At 72.7% G+C, this 21,465-nt stretch carries 18 protein-coding genes and 1 pseudogene; 11 read left to right on the top strand and 8 right to left on the bottom strand.

Annotation, left to right across the window (positions count from 1 at the left end; translation table 11 throughout):
* Window positions 1–44 precede the first annotated feature (44 nt).
* The 3 genes and pseudogenes from CHF15_RS11555 (at window position 45) to CHF15_RS11545 (ending at window position 2,398) form a co-directional block, all read left to right on the top strand.
* Window positions 45–929 (top strand): hypothetical protein, encoded by an 885-nt coding sequence (locus CHF15_RS11555; RefSeq protein ID WP_089223636.1) that lies wholly within the window; start codon window positions 45–47, stop codon window positions 927–929.
* A pseudogene (locus tag CHF15_RS11550) lies at window positions 926–1,300 on the top strand (DUF5959 family protein). The gene CHF15_RS11555 and the pseudogene CHF15_RS11550 overlap by 4 nt, the downstream one beginning before the upstream one ends.
* A gap of 189 nt (window positions 1,301–1,489) precedes the next feature.
* Complete coding sequence (locus CHF15_RS11545) at window positions 1,490–2,398, top strand: GNAT family N-acetyltransferase (RefSeq protein ID WP_089223635.1); 909 nt, start codon at window positions 1,490–1,492, stop codon at window positions 2,396–2,398.
* 109 nt (window positions 2,399–2,507) lie between these two features.
* On the opposite strand, the gene CHF15_RS11540 is transcribed toward CHF15_RS11545, so the two are convergent.
* Complete coding sequence (locus CHF15_RS11540; RefSeq protein ID WP_089223634.1) at window positions 2,508–3,470, bottom strand: SDR family NAD(P)-dependent oxidoreductase; 963 nt, start codon at window positions 3,468–3,470, stop codon at window positions 2,508–2,510.
* Between the two features lie 221 nt (window positions 3,471–3,691).
* Here CHF15_RS11540 and CHF15_RS11535 point away from each other — a divergent pair, with 221 nt between their 5' ends.
* Together CHF15_RS11535 and CHF15_RS11530 are read left to right on the top strand one after the other, a co-directional pair.
* Window positions 3,692–4,267 (top strand): TetR/AcrR family transcriptional regulator, encoded by a 576-nt coding sequence (locus CHF15_RS11535; protein WP_089223633.1) that lies wholly within the window; start codon window positions 3,692–3,694, stop codon window positions 4,265–4,267.
* 191 nt (window positions 4,268–4,458) lie between these two features.
* A complete protein-coding gene (locus CHF15_RS11530; protein ID WP_410169633.1) occupies window positions 4,459–5,688 on the top strand; it encodes an RNA-guided endonuclease InsQ/TnpB family protein in 1,230 nt (409 codons plus the stop codon).
* A gap of 13 nt (window positions 5,689–5,701) precedes the next feature.
* Here the strand turns inward: CHF15_RS11530 and CHF15_RS11525 are convergent, their stop codons facing one another.
* The 3 genes from CHF15_RS11525 to CHF15_RS11515 form a co-directional block, all read right to left on the bottom strand.
* Window positions 5,702–6,094: a hypothetical protein gene (locus CHF15_RS11525; protein WP_089223632.1), complete on the bottom strand. Its 393-nt coding sequence runs from the start codon at window positions 6,092–6,094 to the stop codon at window positions 5,702–5,704.
* Between the two features lie 195 nt (window positions 6,095–6,289).
* Complete coding sequence (locus CHF15_RS11520; RefSeq protein ID WP_089223631.1) at window positions 6,290–7,009, bottom strand: FAD binding domain-containing protein; 720 nt, start codon at window positions 7,007–7,009, stop codon at window positions 6,290–6,292.
* A 194-nt stretch (window positions 7,010–7,203) separates the two neighbouring features.
* Window positions 7,204–8,025 (bottom strand): siderophore-interacting protein, encoded by an 822-nt coding sequence (locus CHF15_RS11515; RefSeq protein ID WP_089223630.1) that lies wholly within the window; start codon window positions 8,023–8,025, stop codon window positions 7,204–7,206.
* A gap of 78 nt (window positions 8,026–8,103) precedes the next feature.
* On the opposite strand from CHF15_RS11515, the gene CHF15_RS11510 reads away from it, so the two are divergent.
* Genes CHF15_RS11510 through CHF15_RS11500 form a run of 3 tightly spaced genes read left to right on the top strand, consistent with a single transcriptional unit; the run spans window position 8,104 to window position 12,013 of the window.
* A complete protein-coding gene (locus CHF15_RS11510; RefSeq protein WP_089223629.1) occupies window positions 8,104–8,976 on the top strand; it encodes an ABC transporter ATP-binding protein in 873 nt (290 codons plus the stop codon).
* On the top strand, window positions 8,973–9,941 hold the full coding sequence (locus CHF15_RS11505; protein ID WP_089223628.1) for an ABC transporter substrate-binding protein: 969 nt from the start codon (window positions 8,973–8,975) through the stop codon (window positions 9,939–9,941). Before CHF15_RS11510 ends, CHF15_RS11505 begins: the two co-directional genes overlap by 4 nt.
* Before the next feature lie 5 nt (window positions 9,942–9,946).
* A complete protein-coding gene (locus CHF15_RS11500; RefSeq protein ID WP_089223627.1) occupies window positions 9,947–12,013 on the top strand; it encodes an iron ABC transporter permease in 2,067 nt (688 codons plus the stop codon).
* A 785-nt stretch (window positions 12,014–12,798) separates the two neighbouring features.
* Here CHF15_RS11500 and CHF15_RS11495 read toward each other — a convergent pair.
* Complete coding sequence (locus CHF15_RS11495; RefSeq protein WP_089223626.1) at window positions 12,799–14,142, bottom strand: lysine N(6)-hydroxylase/L-ornithine N(5)-oxygenase family protein; 1,344 nt, start codon at window positions 14,140–14,142, stop codon at window positions 12,799–12,801.
* Between the two features lie 82 nt (window positions 14,143–14,224).
* Here CHF15_RS11495 and CHF15_RS11490 point away from each other — a divergent pair, with 82 nt between their 5' ends.
* From CHF15_RS11490 to CHF15_RS11480, 3 genes are all read left to right on the top strand, one after another.
* Window positions 14,225–15,172: a methionyl-tRNA formyltransferase gene (locus tag CHF15_RS11490; RefSeq protein WP_089223625.1), complete on the top strand. Its 948-nt coding sequence runs from the start codon at window positions 14,225–14,227 to the stop codon at window positions 15,170–15,172.
* Window positions 15,169–16,029, top strand: coding sequence for an acetylglutamate kinase (argB, locus tag CHF15_RS11485; protein ID WP_089223624.1), 861 nt, complete (start codon window positions 15,169–15,171; stop codon window positions 16,027–16,029). The genes CHF15_RS11490 and argB overlap by 4 nt, the downstream gene beginning before the upstream one ends.
* Before the next feature lie 453 nt (window positions 16,030–16,482).
* On the top strand, window positions 16,483–17,937 hold the full coding sequence (locus CHF15_RS11480; RefSeq protein ID WP_143681551.1) for a hypothetical protein: 1,455 nt from the start codon (window positions 16,483–16,485) through the stop codon (window positions 17,935–17,937).
* 456 nt (window positions 17,938–18,393) lie between these two features.
* Here the strand turns inward: CHF15_RS11480 and CHF15_RS11475 are convergent, their stop codons facing one another.
* Genes CHF15_RS11475 through CHF15_RS11465 form a run of 3 tightly spaced genes read right to left on the bottom strand, consistent with a single transcriptional unit; the run spans window position 18,394 to window position 21,285 of the window.
* Window positions 18,394–19,251 (bottom strand): ABC transporter ATP-binding protein, encoded by an 858-nt coding sequence (locus tag CHF15_RS11475; RefSeq protein ID WP_089223622.1) that lies wholly within the window; start codon window positions 19,249–19,251, stop codon window positions 18,394–18,396.
* 4 nt (window positions 19,252–19,255) lie between these two features.
* Complete coding sequence (locus tag CHF15_RS11470) at window positions 19,256–20,317, bottom strand: FecCD family ABC transporter permease (protein WP_089223621.1); 1,062 nt, start codon at window positions 20,315–20,317, stop codon at window positions 19,256–19,258.
* Between the two features lie 2 nt (window positions 20,318–20,319).
* Entirely contained in the window at window positions 20,320–21,285 is a 966-nt protein-coding gene (locus tag CHF15_RS11465; RefSeq protein WP_179279772.1) for a FecCD family ABC transporter permease, read from the bottom strand.
* Window positions 21,286–21,465 lie beyond the last annotated feature (180 nt).

Raw genomic sequence — 21,465 nt, 5'->3', positions numbered from 1 at the left:
CGGCCGACTGGGTGATCGACGGGAAACCCCCTAACATCACGCCCATGCCGATACCCGAGGGGAGCGGTCGCGCCGAGGGGGCGGAGCCCGGTCGGTGGCGCGTCGCCGTGCTGGACCGTCACAGTGCGGTGGGGCAACCGCCGTACCTGTCGCGGCCCGACGGACGGCCGCTGGCGCGGCGGGACGACCTGCGCATCCAGGGGGCGACCGGACAGGTCCGCTGCGTCGACGTCTCGGGGCGGACGCGCTGGACGCATGCCTTCGACGGACGCCCCAACGCCGCCCACATCTCCGGGGGCAGGGTCCTGGTCACCACGGACTCCCTCGACTACACGCCGTGGGGGTTCCTCGGCCCGGCCCTGCTGCTCGACTTGGCGGACGGCAGCCTGATCGCCGAACTGCGCGGGGAGCGCGGCGCCGCGCTGCGCGGTGGGCGTTTCCTGCTCGGCCTGCAGGGCTACGACTTCTTCGACACCTGGCAGCACGACCGCGACGGCGCCACCACGGACTCCTGGCGCAGCTGCGGCCACTACGTCGTCGGCTCCGGCATCCGCGTCGTCGAGACCGACCGGAGGCACCCCACCGAGAGCCGCGTGGTGAGGCTGCTGCCCGGAGGCGTGATCGAGCGCGGCCCACGGCTCACCGACTCGGTGGCGCCGCGGCCCGTGGTGCTGGAGGACGGCACGATCCTGGTGCTCGACGCCGGGGTGCTCCGCGCCGTCGACCGCGGCCTGACCGGCACCGTCCTCGCCGAACTGCTGCCGGTGGCGGCCGACAAGACGTCCGGCCTCGTCAGCGAGCTGCGCCTCGACGGCGACCGTCTCACCGCGGTCGTCGCCGAACCCGGGCCGGGCCGGCCCGCCGCGTACACCGTGCACACCTGGACCCTCGCCCTCCAACGGCGTGACGCACCCACGAGGCACACATGACGGACCACGCGCAGCCACTCGAGCTCTTCCGCTTCGACGACGAAGGGCAGAGCGTCAGCGTCAGGATGGAAGGCGGTCCGCCGTCGGTCATCGGCGACGACCGGTACCACGGGGCCGAGATCGTGGTGGAGAGCGGCTTCGTCAGCGGGCGGGTGCGGCTGGTCCTCTCGCTCGAAGACCTCGACGAGTGAGGGCGCTGCCTCGACGAACGCACCGCGTGGCTGGACATCGTGCCGGACGACCCGATGGAGGTGACGGTCCACGACACGCCGTCCACCCAGGTCGCGGTGCGGGTGCCGATCGACGCCGCCGAGGACTGGCCGGCGGCGAACCGCCTGCGCCTCGACCGCGTGCGCCGGGCCTTCGGCTGAACCGCCGCGCGAGGGGCCGCCGTTCAGGATCGTTGCGGGCGAATCGATCACGCTGTTAGGGTGCGTTCGCGTCCTCGATCGCCAAAGGAGGTGGGAACCGTGAGCCAGCCGACTCTCATGTGCTCCCACCCCGTTCCGAGGGCGCCGAGGATCTGAACGGGAGCGCGTCACCACCCGGAAGGACCTCGCGTGACCGATCTGGTCATCCGCCCCCTCGCCGCAGGCGAGGAAACGCTCTTCGAATCCCTGCCCGATCCCGGCCTTGTCGGCTTCGCCGCCTTTGGCGACACCTACGGCGCGATGGCCGCCGCCGGTGAGTACCGCCCCGAGTGGACCTGGGTGGCCCTGCGGGACGGCGTCGTCGTCGCGCGCGCCGCGTGGTGGGCCGGGCCGGAGGACGACAAGCCGCTCGCCCTGGACTGGTTCGACTTCACCGACGCCGGCGCGGGCGTGGAACTGCTCCGCACCTCGCCGCTGCGCGCCGAGTACTCCCTCAAACTCCCGCCCGGCTGGCGCGACGTCCCCGCGGTCCGCGAGCAGGCCCGGGCCCGGATCGACGCCGCCGTCGCCGCGGGCCTGACCCCGCTGGTCGAGCGCTTCCGCTACCGCTGGACGCCGGAATGCGGAGTGCCCGCGCGCCCGGGCCGCCTCGAGTTCCGCCCCGAGCCGGACGACGCGGCGGTCCTCGACGTCTTCCGCCGCATCCACCAGGGCAGTCTCGACGCCCATGTGCGCCGTACCGTCGCCCGGTCCGGGCTCGAGGCGGCCGCGCGGGAACAGCTGGACTATCTGCTCTGGTTGCCGAGCCCGCGCGAATGGTGGCGCCTGGCCTACGACTCCGCCGGGGACCTCGTCGGCCTGAGCGTCCCCGGCCGCCACTACGGGGATCCCCTCATCGGCTACATCGGCGTCGTGCCCGAGCACCGCGGCCACGGATACGCCTACGACCTGCTCGTCGAGGCCACGCACAAGCTCGCCGGCGAGGGCGTGGACGGCATCGTGGCCGGGACGGACCAGGCCAACACCCCGATGGCCGCCCACTTCGCCAGGGCCGGCTACCCGATCGCCCAGGAGCGCGTCGACCTGATCTGGCCCTGACCCCGTTCACCGGCAGGCGGGGTGCGGGACCCGGGCGCACGACCGGGTTCCGCACCCCGCATCCGCCCGCCCCCGCCCCCGCGCCGTGGCCGGCGGCCGGGAGGCCGCGTCAGTACCCGAGTTCGTTCCGCGTCTCGTCCCAGAGCCGCTCGGCCGAGGCCGGGTCGACCGCCCAGGACGCGACACCGGTCCCGCCCGCGGCGGGCTCGGGCTGGAGCGCCGCCGGGCGGCAGTCCTCGAAGTAGCGGCCGCTCACGCCCTCGACCAGCGGCGAGGCGGCGAGGAGCACCTGGGTGGCCGCGCCCTGCTGCGGGGTCTTCCAGCCCGGCGGGACGTCCAGCCTCTCGCCCGCGTCGTTCGTGGCGCCCACGAACCGCAGCTGCTCGTCGCTGAGGTGCCGCTGCAGGTTGGTCATGATGCCGCCGGGGTGCAGCGCGTTGGCGGTGATGCCGTCGGTCGCCCAGTGCCCGGCCAGCGCGACGGTGAACAGGATCGCGGCCGACTTCGACTGGCCGTACGCCGTCCATGCCTCGTAGGGGCGGCGGGCGAAGTGGATGTCGTCGAAGTCCACCGGGGCCATCAGATGGGCCGAGGAAGCGACCATCACGACCCGGGCGCCGCCGGCGGCGCGCAGCGCCCCGTGCAGGCCGAGGGTCAGTGCCGCGTGACCGGTGAGGTTCACGGCGTACTGGGTCTCCCGCCCCTGCGGGGTGAGGGTGAGTTCCGGTACCGCCATGACGCCCGCGTTGTTGACCAGGATGTGCAGCGGCCCGGTCCAGTCCTGCGTGAAGGCGCGGACGCTGTCGAGGTCGGCCAGGTCGACGCGGGCGACGCCGACGTCGTCCCGGCCGGTCTCCCGGCGGATGCGGTCGGCGGCGGGCCCGGCCGCGTGCGGGTCGCGTACGGCGAGGGTCACCTCCGCACCCGCCCCGGCCAGGGCGAGGGCCGTCTCCAGGCCGATGCCCGAGGCGCCGCCCGTGATGACGGCGCGCTTGCCGGAGAGGTCGACGTCGCGTACGACGTCCGCCGCCGTGGAACGGGCGCCGAAGGGGATGTCGGTGACGAGGGACATGAGGTGCTCCTGTGCTCGGCTTCCGGCCTGCGTGTGGAGGCACGCCGGGTGAGGGGGGTCGGCCAGATTAGAAACCAACCGGATGGTTTAAATGTAGGCCGAGGGGCTCGGGAATGCAACCATCCGGTTGGTTTCCTGTGGGAGGCGGGAGCCTACGGCGACCGCGGGCCGTGCCGCCCACCGCGACGCCCCGCCCGACCTGGATCTCCTAGGCTGTCACCATGGCTTATGACTCCGCCGCCACGCGGGCGCGCCTCATCGAGGCCGCATACGGCGAATTCGTCGCGCACGGGCTCGCCGGCGCCCGTGTCGACCGGATCGCCAAGGCCGCGCCGGCCAACAAGCAGGCCATCTACGCCTACTTCGGCTCCAAGGACGAGCTCTTCGACGCGGTGCTCGAGGCCCGGCTGCGGGTGCTGGCGGACGTCGTGCCCTTCACCCCCGACGACCTGGCCGGCTACGCGGGAGCCCTGTTCGACGCCTTCACCGACGACCCCGACCTCATCAAGCTGACGCAGTGGAAGGCCCTCGAGCGTCCCGAGGCGTCGGCCATGGAACGGGACAACCACCTCGCCAAGGCGCAGGCGGTCGCGGACGCCCACGGTGTGGGCCTCGAGGCGGGCATGGACGCGCTGATGGTCGCGCTGTCCGCCGCGCAGGCGTGGGTCACCACGCCCGCGAGCATCCGCAATCCGGGGGACGGCGAGGAAGCGGCCCGGCGCGTCCGGCATCGCGAGGCGGTCGTGGCGGCCGTGCGCGCGATGACCGAGCGCCTCCTGCCGCCCGCCGCCGACTGATCCCGCCCGCCGGCCTCACCCGCCGGCGGTCACCTGATTTCTCCCAGGATGCCTCGGCCATCAGCCGGGGAGGAATGGGTCCTTGGGGCGGAGCCGCGATGCGGCGGAGTTCTCTGCATGTCATTTCTGACCGGCACTCTCCTTCGCTGTCAGTGGGGGCTGTTAGGTTCCGGGGCGTGACGTCGACAGTGGTGGCCGGGCAGGGGTCGGGGCATGCCCGGTTCACCTTTCGGCTGCGCGTGTCGTCGTCGGCGGGTGCCGGTTTGGAGGCGGAGTGGGCACGGTGCAGGTGGGTGTGGAATGAGTGCGTGGCGGTGTCCCGCAGGGTCCACGGTCTGAACCGGACCGCCGATGAGAAGGTCACGTGTGGCCCTGCGCAGCTGGACAGGATGCTGACCGAGGCGCGGCGGTCGATGGCGTGGCTGCGGGAGGGCAGCTCGGTGCCGCAGCAGCAGGTCATCCGGGACTTCGCCAAGTCCCGGACCAAAGCCCTGAAGGACATCGCGGCGCGGCTGGCGATGCGGCAGCGGGCCGGGATGCCCCGGATCAAGCGCAAGCGCGGCGCGGCTCCGTCGCTGAACTACACCACCCGCGGTTTTAGGCTCAAGGAGAGGCGCCTGCACCTGGCGGGCGGCATCGTGCTGACGGTGGTGTGGTCCCGTGACCTGCCGTCCGCACCCTCGTCGGTGCGGGTGTACCGCGACAGCCTTGGCCACTGGTATGCCTCGTTCGTCGTGACCACGGCCCCGGAGCCGCTACCTGCAACCGGCGCCGTGATCGGCGTGGACTGGGGCGTGCGTGAGACCGCGACCACGACCAGCGACGCCCACGACCTGCCGCACGCCCAGCACGGGAAGACCGCCGCGCAGCGCCTCGCGCGGTACCAGAAGATGATGGCCCGCCGGCGTACCCCGCGGAACAAGCCCGACACCGGTGGCTACCGCAAGGCCCGCCGGGCCGCCGCGAAGGTGTCCAAGAAGATCACCCGCCAGCGGCAGGACACTGCCCGCAAGTGGGCCAAGCGCGTCGTGCGCCACCATGATGCGATCGCGGTGGAGGACTTTCGGCCGAAGTTCCTTGCGAAGACCACGATGGCGCGGAAGGCGGCGGACTCGGCGATCGGTGCCACGAAGGCGGCTCTGATCGAGATGGGCCGCAAGCACGGGCGGGACGTCCGCTTGGTGCATCCCGCGCACACCACCATGGACTGCGCGTCGTGCGGAGCGAGAACCAAGCACGCACTTCCTCTTTCGGAACGTACCTACACCTGCACCGCGTGCGGAGCCGTCTCTCCCAGGGACAAGAACTCCGCACGCCTGATGCTGGTCCGGGCTGGTCTCAACCCGGCTGGTGCCGATCGTGTAAGCGCTGGAGGACCGCTGGTCCCCAGCCCACGTGAGCCAGGAATCCCCGTCCATTAGGACGGGGAGGATGTCAAAGCTCCGCCTCGCAGGCCTCCAGCCTGGCGAGCAGGCTCGCCAGGGCGCCGTTCCACCGCGTGCTCCCCCGCTGTTCCGCGAGGAGGGCGCGCAGCGCACGGACCTCCTCGGCGGCGAAGGACTCGTGACCGGGGTTGTACTCGAACTGCAGGAACGCGACCTGCAGCTCGAAGTACCGTGCGGGGTCCGCGTCGTGGAGCCAGCGGTTCAGCGCCAGCGCCGCGGCGCATTCCGCGCCGGCGCACCGGAGGCCGACCGACGGCTCCACGACGAACTCGACCGTGGTGACGCCGTCGGGTGTGATGAGGCACATCCGCGCCGGGTCCGCCCCGCTTCGGACCATGCCGAACGCGGCGCCGCGCCGCGGGTCTTCCGGCGTGTCATCCATCTCTTCTCTCGTCTCTTCCGATCCGGTGGGGGACGGGCGGGCCCCGCGCCGGTCACCGGCGCGGGCCCTCGCACACATCAACAACCGGGAAGGCCCGGGCATACCCGATGTGACGGAAGAGATCTCGCGGATTCCTCGCGGATCCGGGGTGGGGGCGCCGCCGGGACCGCGGACCGCGAATGCGGCTGCGCGGGGTCAGGCGCCGGGGAGGCGACCGGCGAGTCCGGTGACCTGCCGGCGCACCGCTTCCCACGCCTCGGGGTGGAGCGCGGCGAGGTCGGTCTCCCGCAGCGCGTGCAGGGCCGCCCCGGTGCCGCCGTCGAACGGCGCGTTCGCACCGAGCACTTGGTGCCCATCACGGACGGCGACGCGCAGGAGGCGTCTCTCGTCCGCGGCGTGCACGGCGGCGGCGACGACCAGGGGCGGGGGTCCGCCCGCCTCGCCGGGCAGCTTGTCGTAGGTGCTGACCAGCGGCTCCCGCCAGCGGATGCCGAGCAGGAGGTGCTGCTTGGCCACGGCCTCGGCCAGATCGGTCTCGTGGGTCCGGTCCGGCTCCAGGGTGATCGCGCGGGAGCCTAGGACGAGGGCCGCGGGCAGCAGGCAGCGCAGGGTGCTGCCGACGAGGTTGCCGCCGACGGTGGCCGTCCGCCGCACGGCGCCGGTGCCCACACCGGCGGCCGCCCGCCGCAGCACCTCCGGAACCCGGTCGTCGATCCGGTTCAGCACCACCGCCGCGCCCAGCGCCTCGCGTTCGATCGCGTTGGCCTCCGGCAGGTTGCGCAGCGACATGGCCCGCTCGGGGAACCCGTCGCGCTGCCAGGTGGCCCAGACGAGCGTCGCCCCGCCGACGGGCACCGCCCCCTGGGCCATGAACTCCTGTGCCTCGGGCACGGACGTGGGTAGATGCAGCAGCACGGCAGTCGACCCGCCTTCCGGGAGTCGGCGACCGGACGGCGCACGTCACGGTCGCATGATCGCTTGCGCTAGGCATTCTCCCCGTTCACGCGGGAGCGCGTACAGGGCTCAACTGTTCGCTTTGTGCGCCCTCCGTGCGCGATGTGCCTCCCGCGTGCGGGTCCGGGGCGACGCGGGTCCCACCGCGGCGGCGGTCAGGCGTTTGCGTGGCGCGCCTCGTGCCGCCAGAAGCCGGAGAAGGTGATGCGGTCCTTGGGGAGGCCGGCGCGGTGCAGGTGCCGGCGGCCCTTGGTGGCGAGGCTCTGCTCGCCGACGACGAAGGCGTACCCGGTGGCGTCCGGCGGGGTGTGCCCCCGCAGTTCGGCGAGTGCGACGGAGCCGGGGACGGCGTGCGGGTCTTCGCGCACGACCCAGGTGACGGCGATCCCGGCGGGGGCGTCGAGGTCGCGCCGGTCGTCGGGGGTGGGGACCTCCTGGATCAGGCGGCCCACGGTGTCGCGGGGGAGGGACCGCAGGATGCCCGTGGCGGCGGGCATCCCGCTCTCGTCGGCCACGAGGAGGACCTCGGAGGCGTCCTCCGGGCAGTCGAACATGACGCCCTGGTCGAGGAGCGCCAGCGCGTCCCCGGCCCGCGCGCCGCAGGCCCATATCGCGGCACGGCCCTCGAGTTCGCCGTCCGGTGTGCGGTGCACGACGAACTCGATGTCCATTTCGGCCGTTTCGGGGCGGAACGCGGCGACGGTGTAGTTCGAGTAGTGCGGACGCTCGGCCGTGGGGATGGCGAGGTAGGGCTGCCACCACCGGGCGCCGGAGAACTCGGGCAGCCGCAGGGCGTCTTGGTGGGGGAGCTGCATGAAGAGGCGGAACCAGTGGTCGTAGCCCATCCACGGGAAGTCGGCGAGGTCGGCGCCCGTCACGGTCACGCGGTGCAGGGAGGGGGTGACCCGCTCGGTCCTGACGACCTCGGCGCGGAACATCCTGGGGTTCTGCGGCATGAGCCGCGGGGTCTTCGCCATGAAGGAAGGTTAGCCTAAGTTTACCGAAGTGGAAGGGGGGTGGTTCGGGCGGCGATTAGGTTAGGCTAACCTTCGTTCGTGAGTTCTACGGAAGAGACTGTCACGGTCTCCGGCCTGCGCGGTCACCGGCTGGCGGCGTACGACGTGACCGTGTCGTACGACGGGGTCGACGTCGTCCACGACGCGGCGATCACCCTCCGGCCCGGTGAGGTGACCGCCCTCGTGGGCCCCAACGGCAGCGGCAAGTCGACGCTCCTGCGCACGGTGGCACGCCTGCAGCGTGCCCGCCGCGCCACGCTGACGATCGACGCGCACGACGGGACCACCGCCGACGGGCTCGCCCTGACGGCGCGTGAGTTCTCCCGCCGGGTGGCCCTGCTGACGCAGGGCCGCCCCACGCCGAGCGGGCTGACGGTACGCGACGTCGTGGAGTTCGGCCGCTACCCACACCGGGGCCGCTGGGGCCGCCCCGACCCGGACGGGCCGGCCGCGGTGGACCGCGCGCTGGCGATGACCGGGGTCGCCGACCTCGCCGCCCGCGGCGCCGAGCACCTCTCCGGCGGCCAGCTCCAGCGCGTCTGGCTCGCGAGCTGCCTCGCCCAGGAGACCGGGGTGCTCCTCCTCGACGAGCCCACGACCTACCTCGACCTGCGCTACCAGGTCGAACTGCTGGACCTGATCCGGGACCTGGCCGACGACCACGGCATCGCCGTCGGCGTCGTCCTGCACGACCTGGACCAGGCGGCCGCCGTGGCCGACCGGATCGCCCTGCTGCGGGCGGGCCGGATCGTCGCCGACGGCCGCCCCGGGGACGTGCTCACACCGCAACGCCTCACCGACGCCTACGGGATTCGGGTCGACGTCGACACCGACCCCCTGACCGGCCTGCTGCGCACCCGCGCCGTCGGCCGCCACCACGCACGCAACGAAAGGCCCGTCACCACCCCATGAGACGCTCCATCGTCATCACCGCCGCCGCTGCCGCCGCACTCGCCCTCGCCGGCTGCGGTACGACCGAGCCGGCCGCGGACAGCGCCGCCAAGGACACCAAGGGCATCACGCTCACCGACGCGAGCGGGGCGAAGGTGACCCTCGACGGGCCGGCGAAGAAGGTCGTCGGCACGGAGTGGAACGTCGTCGAGTCCCTCGTGACGCTCGGGGTGGACCCGGTCGGTGTCGCCGACGTCAAGGGCTACGGCACCTGGGACACGGCCGCGCCGCTGAAGAACGGCCCCAAGGACATCGGCACCCGCGGCGAGCCCAGCATGGACACCATCGCCTCGCTCTCCCCGGACCTGATCGTCGCCACCACCGACCTGCCGGACGCCGCCGTCAAGCAGCTGAGGAAGATCGCCCCGGTCCTCGAGGTCCGCTCCGCCGACGCGGCCGACCCGGTCGGGCAGATGAAGGAGAACCTCGACCTCATCGCCGAGGCCACCGGCACCACCGCCGAGGCCGACGAGGCGAAGAAGGCGTACGACACCAAGGTCGCCGAGGGGAGGAAGGCCCTCGCCGACGCGGGCCTGGCCGGCACGCGGATCGCGTTCGCCGACGGCTACGTCGCCTCCAACCAGGTCTCCGTCCGCCCCTACACCGCCGGCTCCCTGATCGGCGGCGTCAACACGGCGCTCGGCCTGGAGAACGCCTGGAAGATCGAGGGCGACAAGGACTACGGCCTGGCCGCCACCGACGTCGAGGGCCTCACCGGCCTCGGCGACGTGCGGTTCGCCTACATCGGCAGCGACAGCGAGGGCGACGTCTTCGCCGACGACCTCGCGAAGAACTCCGTGTGGACCTCCCTGCCCTTCGTCAAGAAGGACGAGGTGCACCGGCTGCCCGACGGCATCTGGATGTTCGGCGGCCCGCGGTCGATGGAGGCGTACGTCGACGCCCTCGTCGGCGCCCTGACGAAGTAGCGCTCGTGGCCGTCACCGCAACGATCCCCGCCACCCGTCCGCACGCGGCCGGCTCCCGGACGGGAGCGGCCGCGGTGACGGCCGCGCTCGTGCTCCTGGTCGCCGCCCTCGCGGTCGTCGACATCACCCAGGGCACCGCCGCCGTCGGCCCCGCCGAGGTCTGGAAGGCGCTCACCGGCCGGGCCGCCTCCGGCGACGCGTCCGTCGTGGTCGCCTCCCGCCTGCCCCGCATGACCGCCGGTCTGCTGGTCGGCGTCGCCCTCGGCATCGCCGGGGCGGCGCTGCAGGCTGTCAGCCGCAACGTGCTCGCCGCGCCCGACACGCTCGCCGTCAACGCCGGTTCGTACCTGGCCCTGGGCGTCCTCATGGTCACCGGGACGTCCCTGCCGCTGCTCGCCTCCTCCGGCGTGGCCTTCGCCGGCGCACTCGCGGCGGCCGCCGTCGTCCTGACGCTGTCGGGGCTGGGCGCCGGGACCGTGCGCCTGGTCCTGGCCGGCAGCGCGCTCACCCTCGGCCTGACCTCCGTCACCGAGGGGCTGATCCTGCTCTTCCCGCAGCGGACCAACGGCCTCTACCAGTGGAGCCAGGGCAGTATCAGCCAGAACGGCTTCGACGGCGTGCTGCAGATGGCCCCCGTCGCCGTGGCCGGTGCCGCCGGACTGCTGCTGGTGGCCCGCCGCGTCGACGCCCTCGCACTCGGCGACGACGCCGCCCGCGGCCTCGGCGTCCCCGTCCGCGGCACCCGGATCACCGTCGTCGTGTTCGCGTCGCTGCTGTCCGCCGCGGCGGTGACCCTCGCCGGGCCCATCGGCTTCGTCGGCCTGTGCGCGCCCGCCCTCGTACGGCCGCTGGCCCGGCGCTTCCGGCCGCTGGTGCGCACCCGTACCGGACTGCCCGTCATGGGCCTGACCGGCGCGGGCCTGGTGCTCGGCGCGGACGTCCTGCTGCGCGCCGTGGTACCGGCGCAGACCGCCGTCGCGGTCCCCACCGGGGTCGTCACGAGCCTGGTCGGCGCGGTGTTCCTGGTCGTGATGGCGCTGCGGGCCCAGGACTCCGAGGGGGTGGGAGCGCCGGACCGGATGCGCATCCCCGGCCGCGCGGCGTTCCTGGTGACCGTGACCCTTCTCGTCGCGACACTGGTCGGGCTGACCGTCGCCGGAGTCCTGCTGGGCGACACCAAGCTGCTCCTGGGCGACGTCGCCAACTGGACGCAGGGCAGGGCCGGTCAGGCCGTCTCCTTCGTGCTCGACACCCGCGTGCCGAGGGTGCTCGCGGCACTCCTGGCGGGGGCGGCGCTCGCCCTGTCCGGCACGCTGGTGCAGGCCGTCACCCGCAATCCGCTCGCGGAGCCCGGCATCCTGGGCGTCTCCGGCGGCGCCGCGCTCGGCGCGGTGCTGCTCGTCACGACGGTCCCGGTCGCCGGGGCGTGGAGCGTGGCGGCGGCCGCTTTCGCGGGCGCCGCGGTGACCGCGGTGCTCGTGTTCGGGCTCGCGGCGCGGGGCGGCTTCCGGCAGACCCGGCTCGTCCTCGTCGGCGTCGGCGTGTCCGCGGCCGCCACGGCCCTGATCAGCCTGCTCATCGTGCTCACCGACCCGTTCAACGCGACCAAGGCGCTCACCTGGCTGTCCGGCTCCACCTACGGACGGACCGTGCCCGACACGCTGCCCGTGGCGGCCGCCCTCGTGCTGGGTCTCGCCGTCGCGGTCGCGCGGCGCATCGAACTCGACCTGCTGTCGGTCGACGACGACACCCCGGCCCTGCTCGGGCTGCGCCGCGGCCCGGCCCGGCTCGGCTTCCTCGTGACGAGCGTGCTGCTCACCGCGACCGCCGTGGCCGCGGCCGGCACCATCGGCTTCGTCGGGCTGGTCGCCCCGCACGCCGCCCGGGCCCTGGTGGGCCGCCGGCACGTCCGCGTCGTACCGGTCGCCGTGCTCCTGGGCGCCTCGCTGGTCTGCGCGGCGGATCTCCTCGGACGTACCGTCATCGCCCCGGCCCAGATCGGCGCGGGCCTGATGACCGCCGTCATCGGCACGCCGTACTTCCTGCACCTGCTGCTGCGCACGCGACGCTAGCGGCGAGGGGCGCGAGCAGTGGGTGGTTGCCGGCGCCCTGCCGGCGCCCTGCCGGTGGTTCGGCTGTCGCGCCGTCTCGCGCCCTTCGGGCGGCCAGCGGCTAGCTGCGGAGGGGAGGGTGGGGCCCCCTGCCGTGTTTGCCGTGTGCGGCCCTGTGGTTGGTTGGGGTTCAGGCGCCGGAGCGGGGTGGGTTGTTCGGTTGGCTCGGGTCTCGTTGCCGTCCGCGGGTACGGATGGCCGGTGACCACGCCCACTGTCCGTGGGTGGCGCGCCCGCCGTGACCGGCGTCTGCGGGTGCTTTCCCGATCCGGCGTCGGGCTCGGTTTCGACGTCCACGACGCTGAAAGCGGGCCCGATCTCCGTCAGCGCAAAGATCGGGCACTGTTTCGACGTCCATACCGTCGAAACAGAGCCCGATGTGTGTCCGACTGCCTTGCCGGCACCGCGAATCACCCGCAGTCGCGGGTTACGGCGGGCGCGCCACCCACCGGGAGCAGGCGTGGCAACCGGCCATCTGTACCCGCGGACGGCAACGACACCTCCGCCAGGGGAGAGGCACCCCGCTCTGGCGCCTTGAACCCCAGCCATCCGCCCACCCGCACATGCCGACCGGCTCCGGACCGCCACCCTCCCCTCCGCAGCCCGCCGCAGTGCGCCCGAAGGGCGCGAGACGAACCCGCGCACACTCACCGGCCCGTTGCGCGCAGCGAGCTCAGTAACCCCGGCGCCGGGAACGGCGCCGGGGACCTGGGGCCGCCGGACGACCGGCGGCCCCCAGAGGCGTCTCAGGGGCGGGCCGCGGCCGTCGCGACCGGCTCGTCCTGACGGGCGGCGAGCGAGGCGACGATCTCGCCGGCCCGGATGGCCGTGGTGGACAGCAGCGTGGAGGTCAGCCCGTGCGTGTGCTCGGTGCCGCCCTGCACGTAGATGCCGGCCCGCACCTCGGGGGCGACCTCGACGCGGTGGTCGCGGCCGACGCGGAGGGCGTCGCCGTCGTCGCGCAGGCAGATCTTGGCGGACTCCCCGAGGAGGGTGCCGACGTCCTGCGAGCGATAGCCGGTCGCGTGCACGAGGACGTCCGCCTCCAGGACGTGCCGCTCGCCGGTCGGCAGGAACTCCACCGTCACGTCGAGGCCGTCGTCCGCGGCGCTCACGTCCCGGATGCGGGAGACGTTGAGGAAGCGCAGCCGTTCCCGGCCCTGCACCTTCTCGCGGTAGGAGGTGGCGTACAGGGCCTCGATGAGGTCCATGTCGACCACCGAGTAGTTGGTGCTGCGGTGGTAGTCGAAGAGGGACTGCTTCACCTCGGACGGGGAGCCGAAGTAGAGGTCCACCGCCTCGGGGTCGAAGATCCGGTTGGCGAAGGGGCTGTCGTCGGCGGGCGTGTAGCCGTACTTGGCGAACACCGCGCAGATCTCCGCGTCGGGGAAGGTGCGGTGCAGGAAGTCCACCGCCTCGGCCGCGCTCTGCCCGGCGCCGAGGACGACGGCCCGGCGCACCGGGGTGCCCGTCGCGGTGAGTTCGGCGACCCTGGGCAGCAGCTGGCTGTTGTGCCACACGCGGTCGGACAGTTCGGTGCCCGGCGGCAGGTGCGGCTCGAGCCCGACGGCCACGCTGATGTTGCGGGCCCGGTGGGTGATCGTGCGCGTGGGGTCCTCGGGGTGCCGGCACGTCACGTCGAGGTGGTCGACCTCTCCGTCGGCGCCGCGGACCGGTGTGATCGACAACACCTCCGAGGAGTAGTCGACGACGGGGGCGACGCGGGCGGCGGCCCACTCGAAGTAGTCGTGGAACTCGACGCGGAGCGGGAAGAGGGTCTTCTGGTTCAGGAAGTCGACCAGCCGGCCCTGTTCGCGCAGGTAGCACAGGAAGCTGAAGTCACTGGTCGGATTGCGCATGGTGACCAGGTCCTTCAGGAAGGACACCTGCATCGTCGCGTCGTCGATGAGCATGCCGCGGTGCCATCCGAAACGGGGTTGCCGTTCCAGGAAGCGGGCGTTGATCCGCCGGGAGTCGGGGACTTGTGCGTTGTGCTCCTCGATGGCTATCGCCAGAGCCAGATTTGACGGTCCGAACCCGATTCCCAGGATGTCGTGGATGGTGTCCGGCTCATTGAGCGGTGCTGTCACCGTTGCATCGCCTCCCTATGCGCGCCACATACTAGATAAGGTAAGCCTAACCTTGCAATAATCACTGAAGGAGAGGCCGCCCATGCGGGTCGTCATGTTCGGTTATCAGACCTGGGGACACCGGACGCTGCAGGCCCTGCTGGAGTCGGATCACGAGGTCGTCCTCGTCGTGACCCACCCCAGGAGCGAGCACGTCTACGAGAAGATCTGGGACGACTCGGTGGCGGAACTCGCCGAGAAGCACGGCGTTCCCGTGCTGCTGCGCAACCGTCCGGACGACGCGGAACTCCTGGAGGCGATCAAGGCCGCGGCACCCGACGTCATCGTCGCCAACAACTGGCGCACCTGGCTGCCGCCGGAGATCTTCGACCTCCCGCCGCACGGCACCCTCAACGTGCACGACTCCCTGCTCCCCGCCTACGCGGGCTTCTCCCCGATCATCTGGGCGCTCGTCAACGGCGAGGAGCGGGTCGGCGTCACCGCCCACCGCATGGACGGCGAACTGGACGCGGGCGACATCCTGCTGCAGCGCTCGGTGGCCGTCGGCCCGCAGGACACCGCCACCGACCTCTTCCACCGCACCTGCGACCTGATCGCACCCCTCGTACGAGAGTCGCTGGACCTGATCGCCTCCGGCCGCGCCGAGTGGACGCCCCAGGACCGCTCCCGCGCCAGCTTCTTCCACAAGCGCTCCGTCGAGGACAGCCGCATCGACTGGAACTGGCCCGCCGAGGACCTGGAACGGCTGGTACGGGCGCAGTCCGACCCCTACCCCAACGCCTTCACCTACCACCGCGGCGAGCGCATCAGGATCGTCTCCGCCGCCGTCTCGCAGGCCCGCTACGGCGGCACGCCCGGCCGCATCTTCATCCGCGAGGGCGACGGCGTCGTCATCGTCGCCGGCGCGGACGCGCGCGGCGGCCACCGCAAGGGGCTGCTGGTGCGCACGATCCGCACGGACGACGGCACCGAGTATGCGGCCGCCGACTGGTTCCGCACCATGGGCGGCTACCTGACGTCCCGTCCGTGACGACGGCACTGGCCGGCCCCGGGCCGCTTCCCGCCCTGCGCGCGCTCGGGGGCCGTACCGTCGTCGTGAAGGTGGGCGGCAACGCCATGGGCGACGGGTCGTTGCTGCGCACCTTCGCGCAGGACGTCGTCCGCATCCGTGAGGCCGGGGTTCGGGTCGCGGTGGTGCACGGCGGCGGCCCGCAGATCAGCGCCCAGCTCGACCTGGTGGGCATCGAGGCCCGCTTCGTCGGCGGGCTGCGGGTCACCACCCCCGAGGTCCTGGACGTCGCGCGGATGGTGCTGGCCGGCAAGGTCCAGCGGGACCTCGTCGGGCTGCTCAACGAGCACGGCCCGTACGCGGTGGGGCTCACCGGCGAGGACGCGCACACGCTGACCGCGGTGCGCCGTTATGCCGAGGTCGACGGCGAGATCGTCGACATCGGGCTCGTCGGCGAGGTGACGGAGGTCAACACGGCGGCCGTGGACGTGCTGCTCGACCACGGCCACATCCCCGTCGTCTCCTCGCTCGGCCGCGGCACGGACGGCCAGATCTACAACGTCAACGCGGACGCGGCGGCCGGGGCCCTGGCCGCCGCGCTCGACGCCGAGGCGCTGGTCGTCCTCACCGACGTGCCCGGGCTGTACGCCGACTGGCCGCGCCGCGAGCGGGTCCTGGACCGGCTCACCGCCGCCGAACTGGAGGCGATGCTCCCGGTGCTCGGCGGCGGCATGGTGCCGAAGATGGAGAGCTGCCTGCGGGCGGTGCGGGCGGGAGTCCGCTCGGCCCGCGTGCTGGACGGCCGCGCCCCGCACGCGCTGCTGCGCGCGCTGACCGCGGGGCCGGGCGGCGCCGGCACGACCGTCCTGCCGGGCTAGGCGAGGTGCACCGGGGTGGCCGGGCCGCGGTTGCCCGCGTCCGCCCGCCCCGGCGGGTGTCCTGCGGATGCGGATGCGTTCGCCTCGGCGTCGGTGTCGCGCCGGCGCAGGTAGGCGGCCAGGGCCCGGGTCCGGACGGCGTGGTCGGCGTGGTGCGAGTCGACCGGGGCGAACCGCCGCAGGGCCCGAAGGCCGGGCAGCCGTCCGTCAGGCGCCCGAGCCGTCGAGCTCCACGAGGGCCGGGGCTGCGGCCGAAGCGGTCACTTGATCCCGACCCGGCGGACACCATCTTCGTGCCCGCCCACTCAGCGACCCCCAACAGGGCTTGCTCCAGGTGAAGTTGCGGGTCGGCGGTGCGGACTGGCCCGCGTGGAGAGGGCATCAAGAGCGATCGGAAAACCCTGTCGCACCTGCGTGATCAATGGCAACCTACGCTGCGGGAGGGAACTGATCATGCATCAATCAACCGCAGCCACCCGTTGGCTCGGGACGACCGCACTCATCGCCACCGCACTGCTTCCGGCATGTGCCTACTTCCGCTTCGGCGCGCCACGGCCCCGGTGGGACATGGTGGCCGTTGCTTCAGCGGCGCTGCTCTTGACCGCGGCCTGGATCTGGGCGAATCACCGGGCGCCCAAAGCGGGATTCCGGCGGACGTCCGTGACCGGCTCCGGGACCGGCAGGGACACGCCGGCGGTGCCGCGGGTACTGGCGAGGCCACGACGACCGTGGGTGTTCGCTGCCGGCTCCCTGGTGTGGGTCTGGGCTCTGATAGCCCTGTTGATGTTGGCCGAGCTGCCCGGTGGGGCCGATCAGAAGGTCATCGACCAGGCCCGCAACGCGGGCGCCGTCGTGCGGACGGGAACCGTCGAGTCCGCCCGGCACGTGGTGGTGACCGACGACGGCACTTCGACCAAATACGTCACCCGCCATGGCCGTCGGTACCACCGCACCACTCACCACACACCGGCCTGGCGGGCCGATCTGGTGATGCGCGTACCGTCACCGCACGGCACCGAAACGGTCGAGGTCGAGGACGCCGTGGTCTCGCACGATCCGGTCCGTGGCACACGGTTCGCCGTCCTGTACGCCCCGAGTCGGCCCACCCTCGGTGGTGTGGTGAACGAGAAGACAGCCCTGCCGCCCCTCCTGTCCAGTTGGGCTGTGCCGGACGCGGGTCTCTTGGTCCTGACGGGGATCGCGGTGTTCCTGCTGCTGTGCGTCCTCCTCGTGATCAGTGCCATCGACAATGCAGGCGCGGGCATGGCGAAGATGCGGGCCGACGCTGCCGCCGGGCGGGTGCATGCCTGCCGGGTGCGCATCGGACCGGCGGTCTGGCAGCAGCACGCCGGCTTCAAGGCCTGGTCGGTGGAGCTCAAACTGCCCGATCGGATGGTGCGTCTCTCCGGGTACGGCAACTTGACGTCGTCCGGGTACCGCGAACTGCTGGGTGTGAGCAGCCGGTACGGCGGCGATGACGCCTGGCTCTGTTGGCCGCTGGGGTCCGGCAACCACGACAGCAGCACGGTGGCCGTCCTGGTGCTCGACGACGGGCAGACGGTATGGGGCAAGATCGTGATCCGGCAGGGAGGGCAGCCTGCGGACCACAACTTCCGGCTTCCGGGGACGAACGTCGAGACTTCGCCCGCACGCACCACGCGCCCCCTGTTCCCCGTCGTCTCGAGGTATCGCCCGTCCGTGCATCCTTGGGCCGTCGCCCTTCTGGCTACCGCCTTCCTCGCCGTCCTCCCCGTCCTGCTCGCACCTTTGTCATCTGCGACCACTGCGGGGCTGTGCATACTGAGCCTGTTCCTGACCGGCGCCATGTGCGTTCGGTATCTGCCGAGGTTCGCCATGTCGATGGAGACCGACGGATGGATCTCCCGTCCTCGCGACGACCATCCGTAGTGCGGTGACGGCACAGGTTCGCCGGGGTGGTCGGGCAGCGATCGCCGGTGTCCGTCCGCCCCGGCGGATGTCTCACTGCGGCTGCGGGCGCGTTCGCGTCGCCGGGTGGCAAGGAGGCCGGGGCGGGCCGCGCGGACGGCCTTCAGCACGGCCGCGTATGCAGGCGACGCTGTGGCAGCCGAACTCGCGGTCGATGACCCGCTCGACGCGGTCGAGCGTGACATCACGGCTGGGATCGGGAGACCCCCCTCCAGATCTCGGTGCCCCGGAAGGTGATCAGGGGGCGGACGGGCAGGCACCGCAACGCCTGGTGGCCGATACGGATGACGCGTCCAGGGGCGCGGTGCAGGGCAGGCGGCAGGTCTTCGGATGGACCTGCGTGGTCACGGCACCCGCGGCGCGCAACAGGTGCCGACCGTGATGGTCCACGCGCCGCGGGGCGGGCCTCCCGCCGGGTCACTCGGCGGCGACGGGGACCGCCTCGTGGTGGCGGCCCATGGGGATCACCAGCGGGGTGCCGCTGACCGGGTCGGTGGTGACCTGGCAGCGCAGGTCGAAGACGTCCTCGACCGTCTCCGCGGTGATCACCTCGTCCGGGGGGCCCTCGGCGGCGATCCGCCCCGCCTTCATCGCGATGACGTGGTCGGCGTATCGGCAGGCCTGGTTGAGGTCGTGCAGGACCATCACCACCGTGCGGCGCTCACGGCGGTTGAGGTCGGTGACGAGGTCGAGGACGTCGATCTGGTGGGCCAGGTCGAGATAGGTGGTCGGCTCGTCCAGCAGGAGGACGGGGGTGCCCTGGGCGACGGCCATGGCGATCCACGCCCGCTGGCGCTGGCCGCCGGACAGCTCGTCCACGGGCCGGTCGGCGAGGTCGGCCATGCCGGTCGCCGCCAGTGCCTCGTGGACGGCCAGCTCGTCGGCCTTGGACCACTGCCGCCACCACGTCTGGTGCGGCGAACGGCCGCGGCTGACCAGGTCGATCACCGTCAGGCCCTCCGGGGCCACCGGGGTCTGCGGCAGGATGCCCAGCTGCTGGGCGAGTTCCCGGGTCGGCACCGACCGCAGGGCGCGGCCGTCCAGCTCGACGACACCTTCGCGGGGCGCGAGCAGCCGGGCCAGGGCCCGCAGGAGGGTGGACTTGCCGCAGGCGTTGGCCCCGACGATGGCGGTGATGCGGCCGGTGGGTATGACGAGGTCGAGGTCCTCGACGACCAGCCGGTTGTCGTACGCCAGGTGGAGTCCGCGCGCCCGCAGGTCGGGGCCGGTGGCGGTGGGGGCCGCGGTGGTGGGGGCGGGGTCGGTGGTCGCCATGGGTTCAGCCTCCTGAGCCCGCGCGGTTGGCGCGGATGAGCAGCCAGAGCAGGACCGGCGCGCCGATGACGCCGGTGACGATCCCGACGGGCAGTTCCGTGCCGGGGATCGCTTCACGTGCGATGAGGTCGGACCCCAGGACGACCAAAGCGCCGGTCAGTCCCGAGGCGGCCAGGGGCGGCCACGCCGTGCCGGCCATCCGCTGGGCGATCTGCGGGGCGGCCAGCGCCACGAAGGCGACCGGGCCCGCCGCGGCCGTGCCGAAGGCGATCAGCCCGACGCCGAGGAGCAGCAGGGCCAGCCGCACCGGCTGCACGGGGGTGCCGAGACCGGCCGCCACGTCGTCGCCGAGCTGCAGGATCCGCAGCCGGCGGCCCATGCCGAGGGCGAGCGGCACGAGCACGGCCATGGCGACGGCGAGCTGCGTGACCTGGTCCCAGGTACGGCCGTTGAGGTTGCCGACCAGCCAGCCCAGGGCGGCCTGCGCCTCGAAGCGCTCGCCGCGTGCGACCAGGTAGTCCGTGGCACTGGTGCACATCCAGGACACGCCGATGCCGACCAGGATGATGCGGTAGCCGGTGGCGCCGCCCTTCCAGGCCAGCGCGTAGACGAGCAGCGCCGTGACCAGCGCCCCGAGCAGGCCGAGTCCCTGGGTGCCCAGGCCGCCGTCCCAGCCGAGCACGATGCCCGCGACGACGGCGGTCCCCGCGCCCTCGGTCAGCCCGATCATGTCGGGGCTGGCCAGCGGGTTGCGGGTCATCGTCTGGTAGAGGGCGCCGGAGATGCCGAAGGCGATGCCGACGAGGAGTCCCACGAGTGCGCGCGGCAGCCGCAACTCCCGTACGACGAGCACCGTTCCGGGGTCGCCGGCGCCGGTCAGGGCCTTGACCACGTCGGTGAAACCGATGGGGTAGTCGCCGAGGGTCACTCCCCAGCAGAAGAGCAGGAACACCGCGGCGACGAGGGCGGCGCACAGCGCGACCAGTCGCGGCCGGAGCACTCCGGAGACCGGCGGGGCCGCCAGCCGGAAGGGCCGGCGGCCGCGGAGGGGGGCGAGGGCGGTCACGGTCAGACCTCCGCGAGTTTGCGCCTGCGGACCAGGGCGATGAAGAACGGGCCGCCGATGAAGGCGACGAGCACCCCGGCCTGCACCTCGGTGGGCCGCGCGACCACCCGGCCGAGGATGTCGGCGGTGAGCAGCAGGCACGGTGCGAGCACCGCCGACAGCGGCAGCAGCCAGCGGTGGTCGGGGCCGATGCCCGCGTACTGGGCGAGCACCCGGGCGACGTGCGGCACCACCAGGCCGAGGAAGACCACCGGTCCGATCACGGCGACCGACGCGCCGGTCAGCAGCATCACGGCGACGACCCCCTGCAGGCGTACGAGGCCGAGCCGGCGGCCGAGCGAGGCGGCCACGTCGTCGCCCAGGGCCAGGCTGTTGAGCGCGGGGGCGGTGGCGAGCGCGAGCACCGCGCCGACCGCCAGGAACGGCAGGATGCTCCGGACCACGGCGGCGTCCTGGTCGGCGAGGGTGCCCGCGGACCAGAAGCGGTAGCGGTCCAGGGCGTCGGGATCGGTCAGGACGATCGCGTTGGTCAGCGAGAACAGCAGGAAGGTGACGGCGATTCCGGCCAGCGCGAGCTTCACCGGCGTCGCGCCCGAGCGGCCCGTCCGGCCGAGCAGGAAGACCAGCACGCTGGTGCCGAGGGCGCCGGCGAAGGCGAACCAGATCGTGCCGTACAGCGAGCCGATCCCGAACAGGGCGATGGCGAGGACGATCCCGAAGGACGCGCCCGCGCTGACCCCGAGGATGCCGGGGTCGGCGAGCGGGTTCCGGGTGAGGGCCTGCATGAGCGCGCCGGACAACCCCAGGGCCGCGCCCGCGGTGAGACCGAGGACGGTACGGGGTACGCGGACGGTCCAGACGATGTTGTCGACGAGATCGCTGGAGGGGTGGCCGAAAAGCGCCCGGACGACCTGGTCCGGGGGGATGTCGACGGCACCCAGCCCGATCGAGAGCACGCACAGCGCCATGAGGGCGGTGACGGGCAACACGACGAGCAGGGCTGGGCGCAGGCTTCTGCGCGCGGTCACCGGCCTGGCTCCACGGCCACCATCCTTAGGTTAGGCACACCTTAACCCTACCGCCGTGAGCTGTGCGGTCGCGCCCAGCGGGCAGGGCTATCAAGTTAGGTAATGCTTACCTTAATATGG

Source organism: Actinacidiphila glaucinigra (genome assembly GCF_900188405.1).
GTDB lineage: Bacteria > Actinomycetota > Actinomycetes > Streptomycetales > Streptomycetaceae > Actinacidiphila > Actinacidiphila glaucinigra.
Note: the sequence above shows the minus strand (reverse complement) of the source record. Positions and strands in the feature narration are given on the sequence as shown.